Origin of the sequence: Microcoleus sp. Pol7_B2, assembly GCF_036701035.1 — a bacterium.
Taxonomy (GTDB): Bacteria; Cyanobacteriota; Cyanobacteriia; order Cyanobacteriales; family Microcoleaceae; genus Microcoleus.
In genome coordinates this window covers 91,381-116,227 of record NZ_JAUBQB010000012.1, presented here as the reverse complement: position 1 = coordinate 116,227, position 24,847 = coordinate 91,381, and the positions used below count along the sequence as shown (strand labels likewise).

Below are 24,847 nucleotides of genomic sequence, written 5' to 3'. Positions count from 1 at the left end.
TTAATCCACAGCACTTTAAAAACTGGTTTACAAGCTGCTGCTACTGTACTTCATAAACCTGGAATCGGCTGTATATTATTTTTAATTGGCTTCTCCAAAGCGATAGCCTCTGCCGTAGACTGTGTGAATTAGCACCGATTCGCCGGGGGCTTCTATTTTGCGGCGCAGCAGGCGAATTTGAGCGGCTAATACATTGCTGCTGGGTTTTTCTGCTTCACTCCACAAATACTGGTGCATTTGTTCGTGTGTTAGCAATTGACCGGTATGGCGCATTAAGTATTCTAATAACTGGCATTCTTTTTCTGATAAGTCAATTGTGCGATCGCCCCGATAAGCTAATTGATTGTCGTAGTCTAGCTGTAAATCTGCAACTTGCAGCCGCCCGACAGCAACCTCAGCATCAATAGTAGGAGGCCGCCGCAGTAAGGCGCGGACTCTGGCTAGCAGTTCTCGCAATTCAAAAGGTTTGACCAAATAGTCGTCCGCACCGGCGTCGAGTCCTTGTACGCGATCGTCTACGGTATCTTTGGCGGTGAGAAATAGCACTGGCGTACTCCTTCCTTGCGATCGCAACTTCTGGCAAATTGCCAGTCCGGTTTGTCTCGGCAGCATCCAATCCAAAATTAGCAAATCGTAATTGCCCTGCATTGCTAAATTGCTGCCACTTGCTCCGTCAAATGCCACATCAACTGTATAACCTTCGCGCGTTAAGACTCGACTCAAAGGGTCAGTTAACTCAACTTCATCATCAACTAAAAGAATCCGCATCCTGATTTCAAATTTGAGATTTGAGATTGTAGGTTAAGTAAACTGATTTTTCCTAGATTTTAATGTGTGGAATACTTTCCGTTTCGCTGCAAGCTGCTGCTACCCATTCCTGGATTGCAGGCAATGCCAAAATCGCATCCGCATAAGCTTTTGCTGATGAATCTAGTTTGACTCCGTAGGTGACAAAACGCATGACAACGGGGGCAAACATAGCGTCAACAATTGTGAATTTTCCGAACAGCATATTGCCGCCTGTCCCGAATTTTTGGCGGCATTCGCGCCAAATGGCAAAGATGCGATCGATATCTGCTTCGACACCGGCAGTCATCCCTTCTCCCGGATAGCGGTTGCGGCAGTCCATCGGCATATTTTCGCGCAAATTTTGGAACCCCGCGTGCATTTCGGCGCAGATGGAACGGGCGATCGCCCGTTCCGCTACATCGGCCGGCCACAAATCATTTGCAAAGCGATCGGCAACGTATTCGCAAATTGCTAAAGATTCCCACACTTTCAAGTCGCCGTCGATTAAAACTGGCACTTTTCCCGATGGAGAATAGCGCCGAATTTCTTCATTGGTTGTCGGCCAGTCTAAGGGGATTCTCACCTCGGCAAATTCCAGTCCAGCTTGTTTCATCGCCAGCCAAGCGCGCAGCGACCAAGAGGAATAATTTTTATTACCAATAACAAGTGTCAATTCGGTCATAGTTTAGCTGTCAGCTATTGGCGATCGCCAGTTAAATTTTAAGTTTTAGAGTTGAATACACAAAGGCGTGACACACAATGGCGATCCTGTTCGAGGGCGATCCGAAGGAAAGCCCTCGAACAGGATCGTCCTGTTCTGTGCACCGGACTGTGCAAGCATTTTACATTAACAGCCTCCCAGCGTTCCGCGTTTTTCTGCAAACTTCGATCGGGGGGCGCGATCGAACACGCTTGATTGCACATGAGATGAGAAGCCTCTGTCCCTGGGAACCCTTGCCTGGTTAGCGCTAGGTACAGCTACTGTATAGTCCATTTCCTCCCTCTCTACACCACCGCCTGAGATGATTTCATCTACTGTAATCTTTTTCAGGGAATCCTGGTCTACACTGTCAAAATTTGCGTCAAATTGTTGATTGTTTTCCATACTGCTCGCCCTTTAAAAAGTGACTCAATAAAAAATTACTAAATATAATATATCCTCAAACAAAGGAGCGAGCAATACCCTAATTTTTTTTTTACCTAGGAACTCTATGTGTTATTCTGAGTTGGGTAAAAGCTGTTTCTGCTTTTGCGACGCTTGCCCCCTTCTAAAATTTAGAAATTTACACTCTAAAAATTGACATGATTACTGTTGCACTTCCCAAAGGCGGATTGTTAGGAGATAGCATTCGGCTGTTTAAATCGGTTGGATTAGACTTCAGTGCTTTTCTCGATTCCTCTAACCGACAACTTCAAATTTATGACGCGACCGGCACTGCCAAAGCTTTGCTAGTAAGGACGCACGACGTGCCAGTTTATGTGGAATACGGTCAAGCGGATTTGGGTATTGCTGGCTATGATGTTTTGCGGGAAAAAAAGCCGAAAGTTGCCAATTTAATTGATTTAAAATTTGGCAAGTGTCGGCTGTCGGTGGCGGTGAAGGAATCTAGTTCTTATCGACGAACTGTGGATTTGCCTCCTCACGGTAGAGTTGCTTCAAAATTCGTACACTGTGCAAGGGAATATTTCCACAATTTGAATTTGCCGGTGGAAATTGTGCCGCTTTACGGTTCTGTGGAGTTAGGGCCGATTACGGGTATGTCGGAGGCAATTGTGGATTTAGTTTCGACTGGCAAAACTTTGCGAGAAAATGGTTTGGTGGAAATTGATGTTTTGTTTGAAAGTTCAGCTTATTTGATCGGTCATCCTCTGAGTTACCGTTTGAATGCGGGGGGGGTGAATGAGTTGATCGGGAAGTTGAGAGAGCAAGTTTTGACGACTGTTTGATGCTAACTCCAATTAGAGTAGACCTATTGCATAAATCTTTCATTGATAGGGAAAGCACAGACGCAACGCAGATGCAATGCAGGATAGGGATCGACTTTTTCAATAGGTATTAACTATTGTGGGGTGGGCTTCAAGCCCGCCCTAAACGTTAAATCGAACTGCTATTTGCAGGTAGAAAACCTAGTTTTTCCTGGCAGCGATTTATATAAAAACTGACGACTGTATCAGCAGGGTTTTGTTCGATTAGTTGCTGAAAATACCCCAAGGCTGCGACAAATCTTTCGGATTGCCATCCTTGAATGCCTTTGTCAAATAAACTCTGGGTAAGCTGCTTTGCCTCAGAGTCTGGACAGGAGGCTGCCCAGATTTCGTAGATTTCAATAGCTTCCTGCTTGCCGCGCGGGGTTACTCGATCGATCCAGCGATAGTAATAATTGTTGCGGGGCAAATGGCTGTCAGCAGCCGTCGCCCCAGAAGTAGAAATAATACTCTCCTGTGTTTCCACTTCTAAGTCGCACTTTAATAATAGACTTTCTTTTGAGTGGGAGTTGGAACTTATGCCATTTAGAAATTCTCTCGCATGAACGATCGCATTTTCGCTAACAATAATTTGGCAGCCGTATATTTTAGTTAAATTTTCTAACCGAGAAGCTGTATTTACCACATCGCCGATGACTGTAGAGTCCATGCGGCGATCGGAACCTAAAGTGCCGATCATGCCGATACCTGTGTTAATTCCCGTACCAATATTGACGGGAGATTCTAAATTGTATTGGTGGCGACTGGCATTAAATTCTTGCAAGGTTTCTTGCATTGCTACTGCGGCTTCGATCGCATCCATGGCGTGAGAATTTGGCTTGTCAAATACTGCCATGATTGCATCGCCTAGGTATTTGTCAATAAACCCGCCGTGAGACGTTATGCACTCGTTCATTTTAGTAAAAAAAGCGTTCAACCATTCAAAAGTCTCGCGAGCTTGTTGAGATTCAGCGATCGCAGTAAACCCGCGAATGTCACAAAATAAAACAGTCAGCTCTTCTTCTGTGGCATTGCCCAACTGAATAGATTCTATTCCTTGCGGCGCAATTCGCTCCAGAATTTGCTCTGGCACAAATAGCTGAAATTTTTCTGAAAGATATTCGTTGGCTTCCCAAGCTGCGGCGATTTGGCGTTTGCTTTGCTCTCTGACTTGCTGGTTGAATAGGGAAGATACAGCTTGCGATCGCATTTGACTCAACTGCAAAATATTTTCCACTTTCGCCAGCAACAAACGACTGTTAAAAGGCTTTGTCAAATAATCATCGGCCATCATTTCTAACCCTTTGATGCGAGACATATCGTCATCGAGGGCAGTCAAAAAAATCACCGGTACAGTTTGCAATGCCGTATCCTTCCGCAGGATCTCGCACACATCAAAACCGTCCATCTCTGGCATCATAATATCTAGTAAAATTAAATCGGGTCGAGAGGCGCGGGCAAGGGAGAGCGCTTCATGGCCAGATAGCGCTGATACTGTAGCGTATCCTTTCAGGTGCAATAACTCTTCCAGTAAAGTCAGATTAGCTGGCTCGTCATCAACCAACATGATGCAGGGCGACTTGTTTGACATGGAATATGATATAATATATTGAATTTAGCTCGGGAGTTGCGCGTGGGGAAGCTCGAAAACGGGTTGATTGGTATATTTCTCCTTACTAAACTCGATATTTTTCGTAGGAACAGGCTTTCGGAGGCAAGTGCGGGCAAGTCATATAGATATTTATCTACTATTGAGTTTAACCTTTGTTGTTATCAATTATCATAAATGGCAGTGCTGGAACTGCAAATAATTATTGTTAGCCAAGAAAAGAACGGACAGTAGCGATCGTCAAATTCAAATCCAGTGGCTTGCTCAAATAAGCAGAAGCGCCAGCTTCCAAACATCGCTCACTGTCACCGGGCATCGCCATCGCCGTCACCGCAATCATCGGTACCGAATCCCAGACAGGATCTGCTTTAACTCGGCGCATCAACTCAAAGCCGTCAACATCCGGCAACTGAATGTCCATCAAAATCAAATCCGGCAGCAACTCCGGGGCTGCAGAGGCGGCGAGAATACGATCGGCCATCGCCTTCCCATCCGCGAGTATCTCTACCCCGTATCCCTCCAATTCCATCACCTCAGAAATTAACATTTGGTTAAAAGGCTGGTCTTCGACAACCAAAATCCGCTTCCTGGCAATTGGTAAAGCAATCGCAGAAGCAGGAACTAACTTGGTATCCAAAGCACAAGAAGCAAAGTTTCCCAACTGTTGACGTATCTCCGTCAAAGGCAGCCAAACGCGGAAAAGACTTCCCCGATCGCAAACAGATTGAAAAGAAACAGTTCCCCCGTGCAATTCTGCCAGACGCTTAGTCAAAGCCAAACCCAAACCTGTACCTTCGTGCCTCCGAGTCAGGGAAGAATCCACCTGTTGAAAAGGTCGAAATAACAAGTGCCAGCGGTCTTGAGGAATGCCGATGCCGGAGTCTTTCACCTCAAAACAAAAATAAGGAGTGCTGGCATTTACAGGAGAACAATCCGGTCGGTAGTCGCCGTCTATTTCGCTGCCGTAGGCCAGACGCCCGCTGAGTTTAACTTGTCCCTGTTCGGGGGTAAATTTGATGGCATTGGAAAGTAAATTAATCACAATTTGTCGCACTCGCCGTTCGTCGAGCCAAACTTTAGTAATACGGTTGTCGAGTTCTAAAGACAAACCGATTCGCTTTTTCTCGGCCCGTGGCTGCATCATTTTCAGACAGTCTGTCGCGAGTTCTTGAACGCGAACAGGCTGTAAGTTTAGTTCTACTTTCCCCGCTTCAATTTTAGAAAGATCGAGAATATCGTTGATTAGCTGCAACAAGTGCTGGCCGCTTTTTTCGATCAGTTCTACATAGTTGATTTGTCGATCGCTCAACTGTCCGGCTGTTTGCCGCAGCAGCAAGTCAGAAAAGCCCAGAATGCTGTTCAGAGGCGTCCGCAATTCGTGGGACATCGAGGCTAAAAACTCAGATTTCAACTGAGAAGAATACTCTAATTCTTCATTAACTTGGCGCAGGTTTTCTTGTGTCTGAGCCCGCTCGATCGCCGCCCCCAAGGTCCGGCAAGCAGCCTCCAGCACTTCTTGGTTGAGGGCGGTTTGCAGTTTTTTGACGTTGCGGGACTCCAGCGTCAGTACGCCAATAATTGTACCGTCGGTGGCTGCGATCGGAAAAATGCCCAGTTGTCCAATTCCTGGATGCCGAAATTTCGGCACGGCATTGGGATGTTGGGCATAATCCTCTACGAACAAAGGTTTACCAGTTTTCACCACTTCCCACAGCAAACCGATGCCGTAGGGAATGCCTTGGTCGAGCAATTCTTGCATTGCTGCGACTACTGGTTCCCCGTAAGTAGCCAGAAATTGACCAGAAATGTGGTTGGAAATCGCCGCTGCTTGCCGATCGTTTCCCTTGCCGCTAATCACCTTGACATCTCCGAAAGCAGCATTCATTGCCTCTACTAGATAGGTGAGGGCAAACTGACCTATTTCTTGCAAACTGTCAGACTTTTGCAGGCGTTCGGTTAAACCTAAAAGAAAGCTCAGCCGCCTGACTTCTGCGTTCAAGCTAGCTTGGGAGTTTTGGTATACCGTAACGTCTCGAAAGGTTAACAGCCGTCCGCCACTGTTGGTAATCGTGGCGCACACCTCCAAACAAACCGCATTGGATTGCTCGAAATAAAATGATAAACTTTCCTGCTGAGATTTTTCGAGCGCTTGCTGAAACTCTTGCCACTGCTGAACTGACAAGTAACCCTGATCGACAATTTCCGCAAACAGCAAGTGGCACTTCGGCTTTGTTTCCAGCCATTCTGGGGACAGTCCCCAGATTCCCGCCAATTTTTTGTTAAACAAAACTAAGCAATCAGACGAGTCGAACAGAGCGATCGCATTGTCTACTTGATTGAGAATCAGTTCTTGGTCTGCCCTCAACTGGTGCAAGTCTCTCTCCATTTTCTCTGTGTGTTTAGCTCTTAGTTTCGTTGTCATAACTTTCTAGGGATATGGCAAGAGTTATTTTATAACTCCTTACTTAATGTGACATAATTTTATGTTTTTGGGCAGTGAGGGCGATCGATCGGCCTTGTGATCTGAGACACTTGCTAGTTTCGGAGGGCGCTCGGAACCCGCTTTGAACTGCGTCGGCTACACTGCTTAATCATGAGGCAATAAGGAGGGAAAGCATTATGACAGAAGCAGAATCTTTTAATAACAATGCTGTCGAACTTGATGGCATCTGACTTGAAACTCTTGTGTCCAACCCTGTGCTAAACTGACCCATAATAAAAACTAATTCCGATGATAAGAAATCAGCATATAGCAATCATAAGTCATTTGTGAATTTCTTACGGACTCCCAGCGGGTTCGGGGAGGGTTGGGGTGGGGTAAAAAATTTACGACTCCTGCAAGGATTGCTATATGTCAAATGCAATCATGACCTTACCCTTAAATTTTCTTAGCAATAACTTGATGATTGGGATTAACTGCTCAAGCAAGTATTGGATTCAAAAACATAGGCATAAGGCGCGCCCTAAGCACCCGGAGACAGTGATATCAGTTTCAAAAAAGCAACTGTAGCCTCGTGAACCCAACCCATACACAATCAGTTATTCTCAATAATTTAATCTCAAATTGTGCGATTGAGCGCTCACGCCGAAGTCTAAAATCTACAATGATATGAGTTATTACGATCGCACTTATGAGTAAGGTGTGCACAGGGCACACCCTACAAATGTGAGTTAAGCTAATCCGCATTTAAATTGCAGAGAAAAATAAATTTTTACTCTTGTGGGGTGGGCAGGAGATGCCGCACTTAACATACAATTTAAATGCAGTACAGGTTAGAGCGTAAGTATTGTTAATGTTTCTTAGGATTTTTCGGAAAAGGAATGCCCAAACTTTCGTGAAAAACAACCTGAGTTTTATAAGTCAAGCGCCGGTTAACTTGTTTGATGATTTTTTCCAAAAGCGCATCGCCGGTTTTTTCTATTAAAGGCTGAGACATCGATCGAATAAACTTGGGAAAGCAAACCCCCACAGCCAAATCCAGCTTCCAGCTAGTAATGGTAATCGCAGGCGGCAGCTTAGCACGTTCCGAGCTCGGCCAATCGGCGGCAAACTCCTGAGACGCTATCTCCACTAGCTTCATTGCCGATCGAAAATCCACTTCATACCCAGGGGAGGTATAATCCGGAACCGGAATAGTCTTAATCAAATAGCAGCCTTCAGCGTCAGGCGGCAGCAACTCTAAACCAATTCTCGCTTCAACGCGGTAGCCGAAAGCCCCAAAACGCCCGATTAATAAATCATAGCCGTTTTCTCCGAGCGGCTCGGCCTTCATCGGCGAAGCGCACTGGCAAAACCAAGTCTTGTGGTTGTTCAAATGCTTTGCCACCGTCTCCGCATCGGCGTACATCTCCATGCTGTCTTCAAAATGCGTGTGAAACCAAATCGGCTCAACTTCCTCACCTGCATCCGCGCTTCCACTTTCCGGCTGTCGGAAACTCGCATCTGGGTAGTAATTTTCGTCAGAAGCTTCAACAGTGTGATATTCAGCGGAATCCTGCTTCATTGTATGCTCTCCTGTTATACACGCCAATCGATCCGGTTGGGGATGTGTTAAGGGAGTTTCCTCCCTACAATTGAGAAATTGATAGTAACAAAACTTACCCTAATCCAGCATAACTCGACTTATGAAAGCATTTGTAGCAGGAGCCACAGGTCAGACTGGCCGCCGCATCGTCGCAGAATTAGTCAAGCGAGGTATTCCCGTGCGCGCCTTAGTCCGAAATCTAGACACAGCTAGACAAATTTTACCACCGGAGGCTGAGTTAGTGACTGGGGATGTATTAAATGCAACTTCCCTGGGCGATGCCATCGGGGATAGTACGGTATTGCTGTGTGCGACAGGGGCGGCCCCTGGTTTTGACCCGACAGCGCCTTACAAGGTGGATTTTGAAGGTACTAAAAATTTGGTGGATGCAGCTAAGGCTAAGGGCATTGAGCATTTTGTGCTTGTGACTTCTCTGTGCGTCTCTCAGTTTTTTCACCCGCTGAATTTGTTCTGGCTGATTCTGGTTTGGAAGAAGCAAGCCGAGGAGTATTTGCAAAAAAGCGGTTTGACTTATACGATCGTCCGTCCGGGCGGTCTCAAAAATGAGGATAATTCAGATGCGATCGTCATGACTGGTGCGGACAAAATGTTTGAGAGCAGCATTCCCCGCACTAAGGTAGCCCAAGTGTGCGTGGAGGCGCTGTTTCAGCCGGCTTCTCGCAACAAGGTTGTGGAAATTGTGGCGAAGTCGGAGGCTCCGCAAAAGAGTTTTGAGGAGTTGTTTGCCAGTGTGATTTGATTGAATTAGCCTCGCTTGGGTTCGGTGCGTCATATCAAATCCGTTAGCATCGGAATAGTAAATTCGAGTTCACTGTTGACTGTTGACGCCGTGAACAGTCAACAGTCAACAGTCAACCGTCAACATCATTCCGGTGTAACCGGAAATGATATCAGACCAAAAACACTTTGATTTGGATCTGAGATGTTGCACCATTGTCAAGAACAGGCAAGATGCCTGTTCCACAAAAAGTGCATTTTCTTGTGGGGTGGGCATCCTGCCCGCCCAAAAAAGGCTTATCGAGAATGGTGCAAGATGTGATTTGGGTCAAAGATTTGGGCTGACGCACCATACAACAATTTTCCGATCGCCAAATCTGGCAAAATCTTAATAGTTTTACGATTCGCCGTTAAAATTTCGTTCTCCCAGCATGAAAACTCTCAAGTGGCCAGCTTGGTTCCCCTATCCGATTTCGTGGTTAAGGGCATTTGCTCTCGCTCAGAGTTTTAGTTTTGTCCTTGGCAGGGGCATTCCTTTTGTCAGCGACGATATCGGCTTTCTGACTCTACTGCTGGCGGCTTGGCTGATTCAGTTGCCTGTGTTTTTTGTGTTTCACTTGTTCGCGGTCAAAATCTTAAATCCCTTACTAATTATGCTGCCGGGGCGCTTTCGCGTTGCGCGCAAGTTCAAGCGCAGGCACACTGGTATTCGATCGCACTTGCGAGAAGGCTTGAATGCTGTTGTAGTGATTTTTTTTGCATTTAATCTGTCGCTATTGGTGCAACTTGCGATTTTTTATTGGCCAGCGCGATCGATCGATCCGGCTCAGTTACTAACAGGAATATCTACTCTGACAAATGTTGCCACAGCCGGTGAATTAGATTTCTGGCTGAGCAAATTGGCGGGGGTTTTATCGAGTTTAACGCTGTTAGCGGCCCCCTTATATCAATACGATTTTCGGGTGCGCCGGATGCGGGTGGCTCGCAAATTAGCCGAAATTTCGGAAATGGAAATGACTTTGCTGGAAGCTGAGAAATTTGGCCGTCGAAAAAGAGGTTTGCTGAGGCGATCGGAGATTCAAATCCTCGGATTTATACTTTTAATCGGCGCTGTGATTGGCGGCGGTGTTTTTTTGGTTGACAGTTTGCGGGGAAATCAGCAGTTTTCGCAGTCGACAAGCGGGGTGGGAAAATTTCCGCCGCTGGCTATGAAAAGCGGCGATCCTTACATTCGGGCGCTGATGCGAACTATTTCTGCTAGCGAGTCGAATGTTGCTCGCCCTTATCACGTTGTTTACGGTGGCAAATATATATTAGATTTGAGCCGCCATCCTGACTGGTGCGTGAAGATTGTTAATGGCCCGAATCGAGGCAAGTGTACTACGGCAGCGGGCAGGTATCAATTTCTGACTTCGACTTGGAAGGAGAAGGCGAAGCGCTATCAGGCGCGTCGTGCTAATTTTTTATTTTGGGAAGATTACAGTTTTGAACCAGAAGATCAGGATGCTGTGGTTTATGCTTGGTTGAGCGATCGCAAGTTTTGGAAAGCTGATATTTCTGAGATGTTGCGGCAGGAAAGATTAACTGAGGTATTGCGGATGCTTTCAGGAACTTGGACGAGTTTGGGATATGGAATTGAAAACAATTCTATGAGTTCTCGTTTGCCGAAAGTCTACCGAGAAATGCTGCGGGAAGAATTGGAAAATGCTGGTTCTTAGGGAGTTAAATGTTGGCTGTTCACTGTTAACGAATGTTATTGCTATTAACAATCCAAAGCGATTAAGAAATAACCACTAATAAGTAACGAATAACTAATCTTTCAAGTTTGGTAAAAATGCTGTCAAACATTTGTACAATTCTAATCCAGGTCCAACTTGCAGGGGATAAAGCCTGTCGAAATTAATGGGGTTTCCCGGTGCTAATTTCCACTCGGTTTGCTGTGCTGTTTTTGGGGAAATTTCGATCGCTACTGTGATGTTAATAATGTTGTTCTGCTGGGGGATGCCCCGGAAGCAGTAACTTTTGCCCGTGCGTTTGTCTGAATCGCTGCCGGTGATGTATCTGTCTTGTTTGCGAAATTGAATTTCTCTGAAAGGTCGATCGATCGCAAAGGAGTCTCGGTAGCGGTAGTCTCCGTCGCGCAAGATTTCGACAGTCGGCTTGATTTGACTTATCACTGTTGCTGGACTAAGAGTTAGCATCATTGATCCGCGTTCTTCTTGTGAAATCGGTGATTTTGCTGCCTGGTGTCTGAGTCGCGGGCGATCGGCTTAAACAAATCCGCCCTGTAACAAATTAATAAAAGTTGTGATGCAGTTTAAGTTGATCCCTGTTTATCGTGAATAATTATTTCATGCTTTCATCTCTGTTACCTATCTGAGTAATAATAGAAATATACAGCAAGCCGTGAGAAATTTTACGGGCGCATATTTAGGGATTAATTGACGATACTGCGAGGATACTACTATGTTTTGCGTGACGCGAGAAACCAAAAATTTAGGGCGGGTTGAAACCGGAAATTCCCAACGGCGAGGCTCTCTCACCTCTGCGTCTAAAAGTACCCGTATTCTCCGATCGCGAGTTTACAAAGATGAGGCTCTGGTGTCCGTCGCGCTAGCGGGACTGCCAGCTCTTTTGGCATCCCTCGAAAGCTTTCGCGAGCAGTAGAACTTGGCATTTTATCTTGCTATATTTGGCGATTTGAGGTTGGTGATAGTGGCTGCAAACCGAGCAAGGGCTGTTTTGATTGCACCTAAAATTCGCCTCGATTTGAGTAGAGTTTTGCTGTACTGAACTCTTCCGGAACCCAGAAACCTGGTTGTTTACACAAAAACATTTTTACAGCCCTTTGTTACGGTAAGAAAAATGGTAGAAAAACCCGGTTTCTTGGTATGTGTCCGTAAGTCTTGTGTGAACAAAATTTATTTGTGAGTGTCATCGGGTGCGATCGATGCCTCTACCTCTTGGGAGGAACGGCTTAACATAGAGTCGTGCAGGTGTTCGCTGTGCTGCCTTTCTTGAGCCATTAATTCTCTGGCTTTTTCTTCAGCAATTCCCTCCCCAGGTGTTTCTAGCTCGTGGGAGGAACGGTTGAGCATAGAGTCTTGCAAGTGTTCGCTATGCTGTCTTTCTCGTGCAATTAGTTGTCTAGCTTTTTCTTCGGTGTTCATGAGTAGTTTCTCCAATTGTTTTTGAGAACTGATTCTTATATGTAAGATGCCACAATTCGAGGGTAAATGTAGCAATTTTAACATAAAATTTTACAAATAATTGTAGAAAAAAAATGTAGAAAAAAATTGAGTCTGCCGGCGGTGGGTATCGGGCTCGGTGGTGGTCGAGCTAATTATTGCCAGACACCGGAAAAGATATTCTTGACTGCGAGCGCAATTCGATTTAAGTCTTCCTTCAGCAGCGGTGGCCAAGAAACTCCTCTGCGGAGTCCAGCTTCAAATTGCTGCAAACCTTCTACTGACAGTAAATGCAGTGCCGAGATCAATTGTCGATCGAGCATTGGAGATTCTTGCAGCCCTTCAAACAATATTTTTAAAGCTAATAAAATCGATGTCACCTGTCCGGGTACGGGCGGTTGACCTTGTTTGAGACGCATCAGGAAGGCGTCGGGATTTTTCTTGGTTTCCAGGGCGGTTCCTTGGTCGATCAGAAAACTGCGGGCTGTTTTGTAATCCATTTGACGTGCGATCGCTCTCCTGCAATTAATTAGCAGGCATTATATCACTTTTTGGCTCGCTCAATTTGGTAATATATTTCCATACAGCCTACACTACAGCTACTCGTGAGGTGCGCCCATAAGCACGCTACAGCTACTGATTAGAGGCGTAGCATTCATCCCACAGTCGCCTTGAGCGAAGTGAAACGGACAGGAAAAAATAAAACAATGGCAAAACACCCAGGAAATAGCAGAAAATCCAAGATTTATCGCTACTTGTGGCTGCTTTTTTTGTGTCTGAGCTTTCTGTTAGTTCCGCTCATCCAAAAAATAGCTGCCGATACGCCATTCCCCCCACCCGCTCCTATTGAAAATAGTGCTACTTTTGGAGCGAGGATTCAAAGGACGATGGGGCTACTTGCTGCTAGCACTGCAACAGACCGCCGCCAAGTGCGTATCCTATTCTACGGTCAATCCATCACTCAGCAAGATTGGTGGCAAGATGTAGTGAAGGATTTGAGACAGCGATTCCCCAATGCAGATTTAATTGTGGAAAATCGGGCGCTCGGAGGATTTGCAGCACCGATTTTAATCCGTCCCAGCGAACACGATTTGTATCCTTTTTATCCAGACTTGCTAATTTTTCACGTCTACGGAGGTGGTGAAGATTACGAAGCCATAATTGCCAATGTCCGCAGCCGCACTGCTAGTGAAATACTCTTGCATTCTGACCACATCGACTGGATGCCGACAGGCAACAGCGACGATCCAAATTCAGTCAAAAGATACGAATGGCACAACACTCATTCTACTAAATGGCTGCCGGAGTTGGCCGATAAGTACGGCTGTGAAATCGCGGAAATTCGCGAACCTTGGCGCAGGTATTTGAAAGACAATCGCTTGCAGCCACAACAGCTATTGAGCGACAGCATTCACCTTAACGATTGGGGAAACTTTCTCCTAGCTGCTCTGATAAAACCGCATCTGCGATACAAGCCAAATTCTTCTCAACCGCCGCAGGATTTAGTGAAAACCTATATGGTTGGCAGCGATGTTAAGTGGCAAAATGGCAAGTTGGTTTTAGAATTTGAAGGAAATAGAATAGATGCGATCGCCGATAAAACCTTCAACGGCCAGGCAATTTCTGCTAAAATTGCGATCGACGGCAAAAAACCCTCAGAATTTCCTGAACTTTACAGCATCACCAGACCTAGCGTTACTATTGGCGTCGGTTGGCCGGCAATCATCCAAGTATCCAGCCAAAAACCGCTAATCGTCGAAGATTGGAAAGCCATAATTACTGAAATTAACAGCGACGCTAGCAAGTTTAAATTTGACGTTGTAGGTTCTAAAACAGGTTACGACGGCAGCGGTACAAACGACGAAATGTTTGTCTCAAACTCTGGCCGCGTCGTGATTGAACCGAGAAACTGGTGGCTGAAAAATTCTTATGAAGACTCTAAAAAACCGACGCCTAAAGGCTTTGAAATTTCCTGGCAGGTGCGACCAATGTTTGTTGATTCATACGTTCCTCCACAAATTACGGATTCAAGCCGCGAGTATTCTACAACATTGGCTCAGAATTTGAGCAACTCCAAACACATCCTCGAAATCGTCCCCGAAACAGATGGGAAAGTGCCTATTCAGGCAATTCGAGTGTATCGCCCTCCTTTCTCCAACCTACCATCTAAAGTTGAGAGTTTTAAACCGCAGATATCAGCGGATGAAGACGGATGAACGCTGATGCAATTTGAGCAGCGTTTATTTGCGTTCATCAGCGGTTTAAAAAATATTCCTGTTATTTTATAGCCATCCTGGTGGCACTCGGGTTGATGAGTGTTCAAACCCTTAATATTTAAGCATCTTGACTCCTGACTACGGCCATAATCGCCAAGATTATCAACTTCTCATAATCCCCAACTCTTGAAACATCAACAGCGATAAAAAGAAATCGGCCACAAAAATAAACACCCACGAAGTCACAACCGCGGCCGTTGCAGCTTGGCCTACTCCTTTCCCTCCGCCCACTGTCGTCAATCCCCAACCGCAACCGACAAGGGCAATTATTAACCCAAAAATAAAACTTTTAATCACCACAGTTACTAAATCCCCAGGCCCCAAAAAAGTCCGCACCGATTCCAAAAATACCGACGGTTCCAAATTATAAAAATGAACCGCTACAAATAGCCCGCCCAAAATCCCCACCGCTACCGCAAAAATTGTTAAAATCGGCAGCATGATGCAGCAAGCTATCACCCTCGGCACTACTAAATAATCAACCGGATTTGTTCTTAACATATACAGGGCGTCTATTTGTTCCGTCACCTGCATTTCTCCTATCTCCGCCGCAAAGGCCGAACCTACTTGTCCCGCCACCACGCCCGCCGTTAAAAGTGGTGCTAGTTCGCCACAAAATGCCACAGCAAACGCACCTCCCATAGCCCCAACCGCCCCAAAGCGCACCAATTCTCTGGCTGATTGAAATGTAAAAATCATGCCGCCAAAAAAGGCTATTAGCAGCACGGATCGCAAAGAATCCAGGCCTACTGTTACTAAATGTTCCATGATTTTGCGGCGGTCAATTTTGCCTTGGAGTATGCGTAGCAGCACTTGGCCACCCAGGAACAACGTCACAAAAAACCGCTGAAACCACCTGTTATTGAAGGTTTCATCTAAATGTTGATCGCACTTTTCTTGGTATTTTTTAACCAATGACTGAGGACTCGGGATTTATTGCAAACAGGGCGAAGCACTGCCACATAGAGATTTGCGGCAATCCTACAGCAATTATTGCACGATTTGTCAACATATATTTTTAGTCGGCTTGCCCTGCGGTTGGTGTATTCTACCTTTTTAGATTTTAGATTGGAAGTGATTAATTCTGTGGTAATTATCACTCATTTCCCAATCTAAAATCTAAAATCTAAAACCCTAGAATTACTCCGCAAGTAACAAGTCGATAAACTTATCTAACTGTTCATTATTCTCTTCGGCTTGATCCTTGCCAATTCTCAGCAGGTCTGATATTTTCTGTTCAGAGGCATCATCAATCGGCAGCGGTTGTTCGTGGCTCAAATCTGGATTAATTCTCAAATATTGAGTGGGTCTTTCAATCGCATCATAAATTTGGATTAGCTGATAATTTACCGTTTCAGCAACTCCCGTCATCATGATATTAATCAAAGGCTCAACCCACTCAACTTTACCCCAATTTTTCGCTTCTTCATAGGGGAATTTTTTCTGAGCTTCTCCTGTGCCAAGCGATAAAATTACCATATCTTTTGCTGTCGGGCCTTTGTCGGGGCGATCGTCGGGAATTCTGAATTTATTTCTAACTTCTGCATAGGCACAAAGTGCGGGATTGTTTGCGAAAACTCCCCCGTCAATTAAAGCGTAGGATTCGTTGGTCAAAGATCGGATTTTGGGAAGTTCAAAGTAAGAGGGAGCTGCTGATGTGGCTCTGGCGATATCTCTAATAAAATAGTCTTCTGCTGGATATTGTTTAGCATCTATTTGATCGAAAAAGTGAGCTTTTCTTCTTTCGATGTCGTAACTGGAAATTAAACAAGGTTTCAGCAGTTCGCTGAGTTTGCAATCTCTAAAGTTTTCCAAAAAGAATTGTTCTAAGCGCTCGCCGGGATATTTCTCATCTATCAAACCGTCTATAGAGCTGAGTTTTTGCCATAATGAACTCTTAAAAATGTCGCGACCGCTCTGAATCGAAAAATTAACAGCGTCTTGGGCTGACCACCGAGGTATGGTGGGATTTTCGGCATCAGGACACAAATAGATACAAGTTAAAATGCCTCCCGCACTTGTGCCCGCGATTAAATCAAAATAGTCAGCTATTCTCGCATCTGGGTTGCCACTTTTTTGTTGCAGCTTTGACTCAACGCTAACTAAAACTTGCGCGGGAATAATTCCTCTAATTCCGCCTCCATCTATGGATAAAATTCTGGTATATTTAGCCATAACTGTTGCCTCTTCTGAATGTTTGCTCGTTTCCTACAGTCCGGGATACAAAAAGTGTTTGAGAGGCTAATCATAGCGGTAATAGCCGTAAGCTGCTTAGGGCACACCTACATAATTCCGAATTCATGCACCGCTCAATCTCAAATCCCAAATCTTCAATCTAAATTTAATTGGCGGGCTGCGATCTTATAGCGAAAAATGTATTCTACAATTTCTACGTAATTGTAGGCGGCCGCTGGCGAGTCTGCCCAGACTGTGATGCCGTGATCGCGAATTAACAAAGCGGGTACAGAGGGCGCACAAATGGCAAAGAATTCGCAAATTTCCTTGGCTATCTTAGGGACTTCTAAATAATTTGTAAAGAGGGGTATCGACACTTGCGGGTTTTCCTCCCACACCCCCAAACCTTTCAGCATTTCGATCGCGGGTAAAGGCACTGCATCTCCTGCTGTTAGCCGAGAAACTAAATTTGCCTCGATGGAGTGCACGTGATAGCAAGCTTTAGCGTCTGGAAAACAATTGTAAACGGCTAAATGAATGCTGGTTTCGGCCGAAGGGCGGCTGTCGGCAACAGGTTGCTCGACAATTGCCCCCTCTGAGTTCATTCTGATAAAATCTTGTTCAGTTAACTGCCCTTTGGCGCGGCCGCTAGCAGTAATCCAAAAACTGCCATCTGGTAAGCGGGCTGAAAGATTGCCAGCAGTCCCAACCATCCAACCGCGATCGTAAAAATGTTTGGCTGCTGCAATTAAATCCGATCTCAAATCGCCACTCATCCTTTACAAATCCTCAGTTTTTAATCTACTTTTTACTTTAATAGGAGTTGCGCTGGCCTATCTAAACGTATGGTAATCCGTGCAAAGCTTATATCAAATTCGGTCGCATCGGACTTATCTGCACGGGGGCGGGTTTATTATATTGTTTATTATGGGCAATTATTGTTGGTGAACCCGCCCCTACAAAATTTAACATCATACAATACCGATGCAAACGGAATTTATATTACCTGAGAAAGGCGATAGTTTCAATTCCATTTTTGGGACAAATTTTCCAACACATCAAAAAAATTATCCCATTTAGTATAAGGCTTTTGTTGTTCGTCTAGATACTCGGCAAGCCGATCGCGCGCAAACACCGACGAAGCCTGCAAAGCCATATTAAAATCCGTCAGCGAATCTCCGATCGCCACCTGTTCTTCGGCCGGGTGCTGCGCCATCACCCGCACCTTAGCCACCAATTCCTCATCTCCTTCCAACTCAGAACTGACTTGCAACCGAGGGCCGCTAGCGTCCACATCCACAGCGTAAATAACGCTCGCCCGGTGTACCAAATCGCCCATTACCGTCTCTACCATGACCCGAAGACCGCCGGACACGATCGCAAAATCTACCTTTTTCTCGTCCAAAAAATCCAGCAATTCCAACAATCCCGGCCGCATTAGCCTTCCCCTAGAAAATTCCACAATTTCCCCGTAACATTCCGAGGGAATAGACTCTAATAACTGCCGCACTCCCGATCGCAAACTCAGCCTTCTAGCGTATATTTCAGGCATTAGTTGAGACGACAATTCCGGTGCGAAATGCTTGAGCATCGCCACAAAAGTTTCTTCAACAGTTATCGTGCCGTCAAAGTCGCAGAATACCACCCGTTGCTGATTGTTCGGGATTGAAGATTTTTGCTTGTCATCGGTCATTGTCAGTCGCACCTTTCGAGAACGGGAAAAGTTTACACAATTCATCGTACACTGTCGAGCGATCGAGCGCGACTGCCCAAAACTAATAGTGACGCGCTGTTTGTTGGCAATTTCCCGCAGGATTTTATGCAGATTCTTCGAGAGAATCTTCATCTTCCAGGGAATCTTCATCTTCCAGGGAATCTTCCAGGGAATCTTCCAGGGAATCTTCCAGGGAATCTTCTAAGTCCTGCTGTTGGTTTTTTGTCTTTTGGGGGTTAGACTTAGCCGGCAAACAGATTAAATTATCATCCTCAGTATTAATCAAACCTTTCGATCGCAACTTACCCATCAGGCGCGTCACAGTCACCCGCGTTGACCCGATCGCGCTGCCAATTTGAGCGTGAGTCAAGGCCCAAGGCAGGCGGTAGCCCCGAACCACATCCGGTTCGCCGTCACCTACGTAAGGTTCGCCGAACTCCTCAATCAACAAAGTGAGAAATCCCAACAGTCGGTCGATCGTCCGGCGTTGTCCCAAAGTGCTCAGCCAGAGAAGTTTCCGCTGGTGCTGGTAGCGAAACGCATCCAAAATTTCCCTACGAAAGTGAGGCCAATTATCCAAGTCGTGCCAGTACATCCACACTACGTGAGTTTGATCGGCATGAGCGTAAGCTTGGAGAGTAAAAGGAGACTGAGCAACCAGTTCAAAGGGCTGGCCAGCCCCGACGAAGCCCAAAAAAGCTTCTTCTGTAGTTTTGTCAACGGATTTTGACTTCGCCGCCGCAGCGCTAACTTGAGCGCTGCCTACGAGCCGCACAGAACCTTTCTGGACTAAATACAGCAGTCCGGGCCTTGCGGGAATCCGCTCGTCTTTGCTAAAAGTCCGGCAGCGGTAGTGTTCCTGGGCCCAGTCGATAATTCGCTGCCAAGTGATAAAAGGTCGATCGATAGTCTCTAGAGGTGTGGAAGTTGATTGCATAAGTGAGGCTCTGGGATATATTTAATAGTGAGACAAACAGTTTCTGCCAGCAGTGCGATACTAAGTGAGATAACCAACCCCCGATCGAGCTTGTACGCTTCTTAACTGTGCTGACTTTTCTGTGTTTTACCGAAAAATTAAATGTAGCAAAAAATACATCAAAATGGTAGAGATCAGCAAAAAATTTGTCTGAAATAATTGTATATTTAGCCCCAAAATCGCTACAAAGCCGATTAATTCGATTTAGCCTCGTCCGGGGGAGGCGATCGACTATCCCTAACATCCGCAGTTTAACGTACAAGAAAAGTGCAAGCGGTCACAGTTGATCGTTGCTTTTACGGTAGGATGAGCCGATATGGATACAGCAAATATCTCACAGTGCCCGGAAGTTACAGTGAAGTGTTTCTTGCTTTCAATGTTCCAAAGCGCGATCGCCCAGCAGGGAACACTGGTCCAAATTCCGTTAAATCCCATAGGTGGCAGCCTTTTCAAGAACAGGCAAGATGCCTGTGAAGCGAAGAGTGAATTTGATTGTGGGATGGGCATCCTGCCCGCCCATAACAAGCTTATTGAGAAGGGTGCAATAATTCCGTTAAATCGAAGTAAAGATAGCGCGCGGGTGCTTTATGTGTCTGCGATCGCCCTGAAATTGGCTAAAACTTGGCAGCAGACACCGCAGACAATCGCGACCGAGTTGGCCGAAACACTCGAACCGCTGTGCTATCCAGATTTCGCCGTTAAAGTAGCGCCGGGGGGAATGATCGAGATGGAGTTGACTGATGCAGGTTTAGCCGTCTGGTTGCAGCGTTTAGCTCAAACGAACCTTCCAGTTTCAGGATCTAAAATATTAGATTCTGTTGTGTGTGCCGATCGACTGTTTCCCATTCAGTACAGCCACGCGCGCTGCTGTTCCCTGCTGCGAATGGCCCACCGCGATCGGATAATTGCGATCGCGCAGCCAGATGTCAATACAGCGCCGCAAATTTGGTCGCTGGCGAGTCCAAATTTTATCCCTTGGATTGACGAGGGCGATCGACTGCGGTTAGTGCATCCAGCAGAACGCCGTTTAATATCGCAACTGTTAACAGTGCTAGACAATTTATATCCTACTTTTGAGGTAAAAAACCGCGAAAAACCTGTTAATTATTTGAAATTAGCCAATAGTTTGAGCGAAGCCTTTCAGATTTTTTACAGCCAGTGCCGAATTTGGGGAGAAGTTAAAATAGAACAGCCAAAACTCGCCCAAGCGCGATTAGGTTTAATATTTGCAACTCAATCTTTGCTGCGATTTATTCTAGAAAATTTGTTTAACGCTCTTGCTCCTTTAGAACTTTGATTGGGTTCTCATTTTTAGCAACCTTTATTCATAATAAAAGGTGGGTTTCCGAAAGTAACTTTGACTTCTTCCATCTGAAAAGCTCTCTATTTTATAGGGTTCATACTGAAGAATCCAGTAACCTACTCTCGCCGACAAATAAATATAAAAACTTAGCTATTTATATAATTATAATTAATAATATTTCGGTAATTTGGGCATTCTTATTTTTTCTAATTTATTTAAGTAATCTTTCTTTTGGCTTTTGAGAGAAATGATTTTTAGCTTGCATCTATGGCTGTGCTCCTTAAAATACTTAACCTTATATTATACAATTAAGCTGCGTAGCAGCTCATCTATTGGCTATCCAGTATGCTCGAAACACAAGAAGAAGATTACAGCTTAGTAGGAACGAATCCTCTCCCTCTTCAGGAAATCCAAGAGGATATAGCCTTACCAGAGACGGTACTTCTGACCAATCCGCCTCTAAAATTTTCCAAACCGGAAACTCGGTTAAGCCTCAGATCGCTAACTTTGGAGAGTGTCTTCGCTACGCTTTTTTACAGCATCATCGGCGGCGCGTTGCTCAGTAATTTCTTGCTGGATTTAGGGGCTGGCCCAGTCGAAATTGGTATGCTCGCCTCCATTCCTCAACTGGTAAATCTGCTCCAACCGTTCGGAGCTTATATAGGAGACCGACTGCAGAGCCGCCACTGGTATTCCATCTGGATTTTCGGACTGTCGCGACTGCTGTGGCTGATTATCGTGCCAGCCATTTGGTTGGGAGGCTCATTTCAGCTCGCTGGACATCAGCTAGTGCAGTTGACATTGGCAATCATCTGGGTAACTCAAGTCTTAGAATCTTTAGGTCGTGCTTCCTTCTTGAGCTGGTTGGCGGTTTTAGTACCTCAGCGGTTGCGCGGGCGGTATTTTGGCTTTCGCAATAGTGCTGTCAGCTTGACGAATCTCATTGGTGTGCCGTTGCTGGCTCTAGTGGTATCGAACTGGCCCGGTGGAAGGCTCCAAGGTTACAGTGCCATCTTGGTTTTAGGAATTGTGCTTGGCCTCCTCAGTCTAGGTTGTCAGTTCTTTATGACCGATGTGAACCCAAAGCTTGTACACGTCACGCATTCAGATAGAGGCGAAAAATCATCCATAGGGACAATTTTTAGCTTTCTCAAGGAACCCAATTTTTTAAAGTTTTTGCTTTACTCTGCTCTATGGAGCTTTGCCGTTAACGTCAGCGCTCCCTTCTTTAACCTCTATCTGCTGGATAACCTAAGTATAGATGTCAGTGTGGTAACGCTCTACAACAGCTTAGGAGCGGGTGCTAACTTACTGCTGCTGGTTTTTTGGGGCAAACTGGCTGACCGGGTTGGGAACCGCCCGATCATGATAGTAGTGGGAATCTTGGTGGCTCTGACCCCTCTGCTCTGGCTAGAAGCTGGAACGGCTCCAATTTTTATATGGGTGTGGTTCCCGCTGTTGCACATCATCGGCGGTGCCACGTGGGCGGCGATCGACCTGTGCAGTGGTAATCTGATGATGTCGGTGGCACCACTACGTAATCAGTCCCTTTACTTTGCGATCGCGGCGGCGGTTCCTGGTGTCACTGGGGCAATGGGAATCACCCTTGGTGGCTTTATCGCCACTTTGACCAATCTCGGTGGCTTGCCAGGGGTGTTTGCCCTCTCAGCCGTCTTACGAGTGGCGGCTCTCCTGCCCTTGGTTTTTGTTGGCGAGCAGCGTTCTGTGTCTTTGGGTAAGTTTTGGCTGCTCTTGTTGCCAGCTTGGTGGAGAAAAGTGCCAATTGAACCTGGAAACATCAGGTTTCAACCATTAATAGTTGAACAGTTGGACTCTGGGCCTGAAAGCTCAGGCGATCGCTCTTCAACTCTTGATTGATTGTAGTCGGACAATAATTCAGAAAAGAGTTGATTAACCATTTTTAAAGTGTTAAAATCAGCATCATATCATCTAAGATGTGACGGCTGTTGGGTCGCTTTTTTTCAGAAATATAAAGTCTGGCAATTCGGGATAAGTTTTGTAGGGCATCTAATTATTTTTGGGTGCCTTCAACATTTTTTACGATAGCGATCGTTGGTCGCAGCTCGATCGCCAATTCTCACGCTCGTCAATCGCTCCTAGAACGACGATGCTCAATTTCATCAGTTGACCAGCGGCCCTTAATGGTTCTTCAAATTCTGGCGTTGTAAAATAGCGAGAGTTTTCTTCAGTTTTTTGAGGATACATCTCATGGTCACACTACCACGTATAGCCTCACCCGGGCGTCAAATTCCTCGATGAATATCCTAAGATAATGCCTGCATCTAGTTTAAGGCGTTGCAGGCGAGATTTGCTTTTTTCGAGGTTGTGCGATCGGCAGCGTTACTGTAAATGTACTGCCGACGCCTTCTTCACTTATCAAAGTAATTTCGCCACCGTGCAAGTCCACGCATTTTTTAACAATGCTCAGCCCCAGTCCAGTACCGGGAATTCGACCGACATTTTTAGCCCGGTAAAATGAATTAAACAACCGTTCTTGGTCGGCGACAGGTATGCCAATTCCTGCATCCAGTACCGAAAAAATAGCCTCGGTTTCAGTAAGTTTTAATTCAAAGATTACTTCGGTATTAGGGGGAGAATACTTAATAGCATTGGACAGCAAATTCCCCAGAATGCGCCGGAGCAAGCTTACCTCCAAACACGCCATCGCGGATGGATTGTGATTTACAAAAATCAGCGTCACCCGGTCATTTTCAGGTTTCAACTTCAGGCTGTTCTGAAATTCCCCTACCAACTCATTACAAAACTTTGTTAAGTCTATCGGTAGCAAGGAAAACCCGGTTTTTCCTGACTCAACACGCCCCAGCAGCAGCACATCATCTAATAACAAATCTATGCCTTTTGCTGCTGCTTGAGTTTTGTCTAGAAGTTCTTGGGTTTTCTCCTCTGTTAATGTCAACTTGTACTTGCTAAGAAGTTGTGTAGTGCCGATGATGAAATTCAAAGGATTGCGAACGTCATGGGCAATCATGTACAGCAAAGATGTTTTCATCTCGTTGAGTTCTTGGGCTGTTTGCAGAGTGCGATCGAGTTGGTCGTGAGACAATTTGAGAGTTAAAGACAACTGGCGCGATCTCAGCAAAATCTCCACCCGCGCTTGCAATTCTATCTTCTCGATCGGAGCGATAATCAAATCGTCAATACTTTGCCAAATAAATTGCGTTGCCATCCCTACATCCGAGCGGGATGTAATCAAAAGAAAAGGCAAGCATACTGGGTGTTCTGCCTGTTTTTGGGCTGCCACCCATTGCCAATGGCGTTTCAGGGCAAGACCGTCTATTATCCCCAGGTCAAAAGATTGATTAAATGGTAAAAAATCCTCACTATCTGTTGAGTTGGGCAGCAATACCTCATAATAAACTGCTAGCCATTCTAATAACAAGCGGCGATTTTCTTTCTGTTCGACAAGCAATAAAATTTGACTCACGCAGGTTCTCCTAGCAAGCTGTGCACAATTCCCAGCAAATCTCTAACGATCAAAGGTTTTACCAACATATTCCGAGCACCGTGGCAGAGGCTTTCGTGCTGAATGGCAGCGCTTTGTTTGGGCGAGAGTATCAGAAAAGGGATTTGGTGATTTCGCAGTTGTTCGCAGCACTCCCAAATCCGGCGATCGAAACCAGAAATATCTACTAAAGCCATCCCGATCCTAGCAGGCTGACTGATAGCTTGTGCAACATCTTCAAAGTTATAAGCCGCGATCATCTGGTATCCTTCTTTGTTGAGAAACTGTGCTAATAGTTCCAAGTTGCGCTGATTGCGGTCTACGGCTAAAATTATTGAAGTGCCAGTCATTTATCAGCTTCCTGTGAATACGGGTTATAACCATTTGAGAGTTGAAATTTTAGATTTTAGAAGGGGGAGTGAGTGATTATATATGGGTTGGGAGGTTGTCTAAAGTCGGATTCTTTTTTTATCTGGTATTAGCTTACTTTTCGGCGATGGATTACATTGGTTTTCAGTGGAGTGAAGTACAGATGATCTGACACAGGACACGGCCCCGCGCCCTGTGCCCATACTGTATTTCCTAGAAGTGAAAACTGCTATAAA

Annotated in this window: 24 protein-coding genes; 7 read left to right on the top strand and 17 right to left on the bottom strand. The window is 45.5% G+C overall.

What is annotated here, in order from left to right:
- Nucleotides 1-81 precede the first annotated feature (81 nt).
- The 3 genes from rppA to QUA57_RS07520 all read right to left on the bottom strand — a co-directional run bounded on the left by rppA (nt 82) and on the right by QUA57_RS07520 (nt 1,894).
- Nucleotides 82-768, bottom strand: coding sequence for a two-component system response regulator RppA (gene rppA / locus QUA57_RS07530; RefSeq protein WP_333063066.1), 687 nt, complete (start codon nt 766-768; stop codon nt 82-84).
- Between the two features lie 52 nt (nt 769-820).
- A complete protein-coding gene (locus tag QUA57_RS07525) occupies nt 821-1,471 on the bottom strand; it encodes a glutathione S-transferase family protein (RefSeq protein WP_333063064.1) in 651 nt (216 codons plus the stop codon).
- A gap of 165 nt (nt 1,472-1,636) precedes the next feature.
- Nucleotides 1,637-1,894 (bottom strand): hypothetical protein, encoded by a 258-nt coding sequence (locus tag QUA57_RS07520; RefSeq protein WP_333063063.1) that lies wholly within the window; start codon nt 1,892-1,894, stop codon nt 1,637-1,639.
- Between the two features lie 197 nt (nt 1,895-2,091).
- On the opposite strand from QUA57_RS07520, the gene hisG reads away from it, so the two are divergent.
- Complete coding sequence (gene hisG, locus QUA57_RS07515) at nt 2,092-2,736, top strand: ATP phosphoribosyltransferase (RefSeq protein ID WP_333063061.1); 645 nt, start codon at nt 2,092-2,094, stop codon at nt 2,734-2,736.
- Nucleotides 2,737-2,884: 148 nt separating this feature from the next.
- Here hisG and QUA57_RS07510 read toward each other — a convergent pair whose 3' ends face one another.
- The 3 genes from QUA57_RS07510 to QUA57_RS07500 all read right to left on the bottom strand — a co-directional run bounded on the left by QUA57_RS07510 (nt 2,885) and on the right by QUA57_RS07500 (nt 8,367).
- Nucleotides 2,885-4,345, bottom strand: coding sequence for a response regulator (locus QUA57_RS07510; RefSeq protein ID WP_333041134.1), 1,461 nt, complete (start codon nt 4,343-4,345; stop codon nt 2,885-2,887).
- 226 nt (nt 4,346-4,571) lie between these two features.
- Nucleotides 4,572-6,785: an ATP-binding protein gene (locus QUA57_RS07505; RefSeq protein WP_333063060.1), complete on the bottom strand. Its 2,214-nt coding sequence runs from the start codon at nt 6,783-6,785 to the stop codon at nt 4,572-4,574.
- Nucleotides 6,786-7,653: 868 nt separating this feature from the next.
- A complete protein-coding gene (locus QUA57_RS07500; protein ID WP_333063058.1) occupies nt 7,654-8,367 on the bottom strand; it encodes a DUF1997 domain-containing protein in 714 nt (237 codons plus the stop codon).
- A gap of 121 nt (nt 8,368-8,488) precedes the next feature.
- Here QUA57_RS07500 and QUA57_RS07495 point away from each other — a divergent pair, with 121 nt between their 5' ends.
- Both QUA57_RS07495 and QUA57_RS07490 read left to right on the top strand, forming a co-directional pair.
- Nucleotides 8,489-9,148: an NAD(P)H-binding protein gene (locus QUA57_RS07495; RefSeq protein ID WP_333041137.1), complete on the top strand. Its 660-nt coding sequence runs from the start codon at nt 8,489-8,491 to the stop codon at nt 9,146-9,148.
- 409 nt (nt 9,149-9,557) lie between these two features.
- Nucleotides 9,558-10,844 (top strand): glycoside hydrolase family protein, encoded by a 1,287-nt coding sequence (locus QUA57_RS07490; RefSeq protein WP_333063056.1) that lies wholly within the window; start codon nt 9,558-9,560, stop codon nt 10,842-10,844.
- 93 nt (nt 10,845-10,937) lie between these two features.
- On the opposite strand, the gene QUA57_RS07485 is transcribed toward QUA57_RS07490, so the two are convergent.
- Nucleotides 10,938-11,330: a hypothetical protein gene (locus tag QUA57_RS07485; protein ID WP_333063054.1), complete on the bottom strand. Its 393-nt coding sequence runs from the start codon at nt 11,328-11,330 to the stop codon at nt 10,938-10,940.
- A 262-nt stretch (nt 11,331-11,592) separates the two neighbouring features.
- Here QUA57_RS07485 and QUA57_RS07480 point away from each other — a divergent pair, with 262 nt between their 5' ends.
- The gene (locus tag QUA57_RS07480) at nt 11,593-11,793 is read left to right on the top strand and encodes a hypothetical protein (RefSeq protein WP_333063052.1); all 201 of its coding nucleotides are present in this window, start codon (nt 11,593-11,595) and stop codon (nt 11,791-11,793) included.
- Nucleotides 11,794-12,047: 254 nt separating this feature from the next.
- Here QUA57_RS07480 and QUA57_RS07475 read toward each other — a convergent pair whose 3' ends face one another.
- Together QUA57_RS07475 and QUA57_RS07470 are read right to left on the bottom strand one after the other, a co-directional pair.
- Nucleotides 12,048-12,296, bottom strand: coding sequence for a hypothetical protein (locus QUA57_RS07475; protein ID WP_190659973.1), 249 nt, complete (start codon nt 12,294-12,296; stop codon nt 12,048-12,050).
- A 173-nt stretch (nt 12,297-12,469) separates the two neighbouring features.
- A complete protein-coding gene (locus QUA57_RS07470) occupies nt 12,470-12,814 on the bottom strand; it encodes a Dethiobiotin synthetase (protein ID WP_333063051.1) in 345 nt (114 codons plus the stop codon).
- 207 nt (nt 12,815-13,021) lie between these two features.
- On the opposite strand from QUA57_RS07470, the gene QUA57_RS07465 reads away from it, so the two are divergent.
- On the top strand, nt 13,022-14,530 hold the full coding sequence (locus QUA57_RS07465; protein ID WP_333063049.1) for an SGNH/GDSL hydrolase family protein: 1,509 nt from the start codon (nt 13,022-13,024) through the stop codon (nt 14,528-14,530).
- 162 nt (nt 14,531-14,692) lie between these two features.
- On the opposite strand, the gene QUA57_RS07460 is transcribed toward QUA57_RS07465, so the two are convergent.
- From QUA57_RS07460 to QUA57_RS07440, 5 genes are all read right to left on the bottom strand, one after another.
- Nucleotides 14,693-15,505 carry an MlaE family lipid ABC transporter permease subunit gene (locus QUA57_RS07460; protein ID WP_333063048.1) on the bottom strand — a complete coding sequence of 271 codons (813 nt, stop codon included), beginning with the start codon at nt 15,503-15,505 and terminating at the stop codon, nt 14,693-14,695.
- A 225-nt stretch (nt 15,506-15,730) separates the two neighbouring features.
- The gene (locus QUA57_RS07455) at nt 15,731-16,765 is read right to left on the bottom strand and encodes a patatin-like phospholipase family protein (protein ID WP_333063047.1); all 1,035 of its coding nucleotides are present in this window, start codon (nt 16,763-16,765) and stop codon (nt 15,731-15,733) included.
- A 155-nt stretch (nt 16,766-16,920) separates the two neighbouring features.
- Nucleotides 16,921-17,541, bottom strand: a complete 621-nt coding sequence (gene mtnB, locus QUA57_RS07450; protein WP_333063045.1) for a methylthioribulose 1-phosphate dehydratase — start codon at nt 17,539-17,541, stop codon at nt 16,921-16,923.
- A 248-nt stretch (nt 17,542-17,789) separates the two neighbouring features.
- Nucleotides 17,790-18,629, bottom strand: a complete 840-nt coding sequence (locus tag QUA57_RS07445; RefSeq protein WP_333063044.1) for an HAD-IB family phosphatase — start codon at nt 18,627-18,629, stop codon at nt 17,790-17,792.
- Nucleotides 18,583-19,416, bottom strand: coding sequence for a Crp/Fnr family transcriptional regulator (locus QUA57_RS07440; RefSeq protein ID WP_445242201.1), 834 nt, complete (start codon nt 19,414-19,416; stop codon nt 18,583-18,585). Before QUA57_RS07440 ends, QUA57_RS07445 begins: the two co-directional genes overlap by 47 nt.
- Nucleotides 19,417-19,771: 355 nt before the next feature.
- Between QUA57_RS07440 and QUA57_RS07435 the strand changes: the two genes are divergently transcribed.
- Together QUA57_RS07435 and QUA57_RS07430 are read left to right on the top strand one after the other, a co-directional pair.
- Nucleotides 19,772-20,752: a DALR anticodon-binding domain-containing protein gene (locus QUA57_RS07435; protein ID WP_333063042.1), complete on the top strand. Its 981-nt coding sequence runs from the start codon at nt 19,772-19,774 to the stop codon at nt 20,750-20,752.
- A 351-nt stretch (nt 20,753-21,103) separates the two neighbouring features.
- Nucleotides 21,104-22,636 carry an MFS transporter gene (locus tag QUA57_RS07430; protein WP_333063041.1) on the top strand — a complete coding sequence of 511 codons (1,533 nt, stop codon included), beginning with the start codon at nt 21,104-21,106 and terminating at the stop codon, nt 22,634-22,636.
- A gap of 180 nt (nt 22,637-22,816) precedes the next feature.
- On the opposite strand, the gene QUA57_RS07425 is transcribed toward QUA57_RS07430, so the two are convergent.
- From QUA57_RS07425 to QUA57_RS07415, 3 genes are all read right to left on the bottom strand, one after another.
- Complete coding sequence (locus tag QUA57_RS07425) at nt 22,817-22,984, bottom strand: hypothetical protein (protein WP_333063040.1); 168 nt, start codon at nt 22,982-22,984, stop codon at nt 22,817-22,819.
- Nucleotides 22,985-23,066: 82 nt separating this feature from the next.
- Nucleotides 23,067-24,224 (bottom strand): HAMP domain-containing sensor histidine kinase, encoded by a 1,158-nt coding sequence (locus QUA57_RS07420; protein WP_333063038.1) that lies wholly within the window; start codon nt 24,222-24,224, stop codon nt 23,067-23,069.
- Nucleotides 24,221-24,592, bottom strand: a complete 372-nt coding sequence (locus tag QUA57_RS07415; protein ID WP_333041151.1) for a response regulator — start codon at nt 24,590-24,592, stop codon at nt 24,221-24,223. The genes QUA57_RS07420 and QUA57_RS07415 overlap by 4 nt, the downstream gene beginning before the upstream one ends.
- Nucleotides 24,593-24,847: the final 255 nt, after the last annotated feature.

Excerpts from the sequence above, each read along its gene's own strand:
- QUA57_RS07480 (WP_333063052.1), top strand. The coding sequence starts at position 11,593 with ATGTTTTGCGTGACGCGAGAAACCAAAAATTTAGGGCGGGTTGAAACC.
- rppA (WP_333063066.1), bottom strand. The coding sequence starts at position 768 with ATGCGGATTCTTTTAGTTGATGATGAAGTTGAGTTAACTGACCCTTTG.
- QUA57_RS07500 (WP_333063058.1), bottom strand. The coding sequence starts at position 8,367 with ATGAAGCAGGATTCCGCTGAATATCACACTGTTGAAGCTTCTGACGAA.
- QUA57_RS07425 (WP_333063040.1), bottom strand. The coding sequence starts at position 22,984 with ATGTATCCTCAAAAAACTGAAGAAAACTCTCGCTATTTTACAACGCCA.
- QUA57_RS07445 (WP_333063044.1), bottom strand. The coding sequence starts at position 18,629 with ATGAAGATTCCCTGGAAGATGAAGATTCTCTCGAAGAATCTGCATAAA.
- QUA57_RS07505 (WP_333063060.1), bottom strand. The coding sequence starts at position 6,785 with ATGACAACGAAACTAAGAGCTAAACACACAGAGAAAATGGAGAGAGAC.
- mtnB (WP_333063045.1), bottom strand. The coding sequence starts at position 17,541 with ATGAGTGGCGATTTGAGATCGGATTTAATTGCAGCAGCCAAACATTTT.
- QUA57_RS07415 (WP_333041151.1), bottom strand. The coding sequence starts at position 24,592 with ATGACTGGCACTTCAATAATTTTAGCCGTAGACCGCAATCAGCGCAAC.
- QUA57_RS07475 (WP_190659973.1), bottom strand. The coding sequence starts at position 12,296 with ATGAACACCGAAGAAAAAGCTAGACAACTAATTGCACGAGAAAGACAG.
- QUA57_RS07490 (WP_333063056.1), top strand. The coding sequence starts at position 9,558 with ATGAAAACTCTCAAGTGGCCAGCTTGGTTCCCCTATCCGATTTCGTGG.
- QUA57_RS07455 (WP_333063047.1), bottom strand. The coding sequence starts at position 16,765 with ATGGCTAAATATACCAGAATTTTATCCATAGATGGAGGCGGAATTAGA.
- QUA57_RS07465 (WP_333063049.1), top strand. The coding sequence starts at position 13,022 with ATGGCAAAACACCCAGGAAATAGCAGAAAATCCAAGATTTATCGCTAC.
- QUA57_RS07435 (WP_333063042.1), top strand. The coding sequence starts at position 19,772 with ATGGATACAGCAAATATCTCACAGTGCCCGGAAGTTACAGTGAAGTGT.
- QUA57_RS07495 (WP_333041137.1), top strand. The coding sequence starts at position 8,489 with ATGAAAGCATTTGTAGCAGGAGCCACAGGTCAGACTGGCCGCCGCATC.
- QUA57_RS07430 (WP_333063041.1), top strand. The coding sequence starts at position 21,104 with ATGCTCGAAACACAAGAAGAAGATTACAGCTTAGTAGGAACGAATCCT.
- QUA57_RS07485 (WP_333063054.1), bottom strand. The coding sequence starts at position 11,330 with ATGATGCTAACTCTTAGTCCAGCAACAGTGATAAGTCAAATCAAGCCG.
- QUA57_RS07470 (WP_333063051.1), bottom strand. The coding sequence starts at position 12,814 with ATGGATTACAAAACAGCCCGCAGTTTTCTGATCGACCAAGGAACCGCC.
- QUA57_RS07510 (WP_333041134.1), bottom strand. The coding sequence starts at position 4,345 with ATGTCAAACAAGTCGCCCTGCATCATGTTGGTTGATGACGAGCCAGCT.
- QUA57_RS07520 (WP_333063063.1), bottom strand. The coding sequence starts at position 1,894 with ATGGAAAACAATCAACAATTTGACGCAAATTTTGACAGTGTAGACCAG.
- QUA57_RS07525 (WP_333063064.1), bottom strand. The coding sequence starts at position 1,471 with ATGACCGAATTGACACTTGTTATTGGTAATAAAAATTATTCCTCTTGG.
- hisG (WP_333063061.1), top strand. The coding sequence starts at position 2,092 with ATGATTACTGTTGCACTTCCCAAAGGCGGATTGTTAGGAGATAGCATT.
- QUA57_RS07440 (WP_445242201.1), bottom strand. The coding sequence starts at position 19,416 with ATGCAATCAACTTCCACACCTCTAGAGACTATCGATCGACCTTTTATC.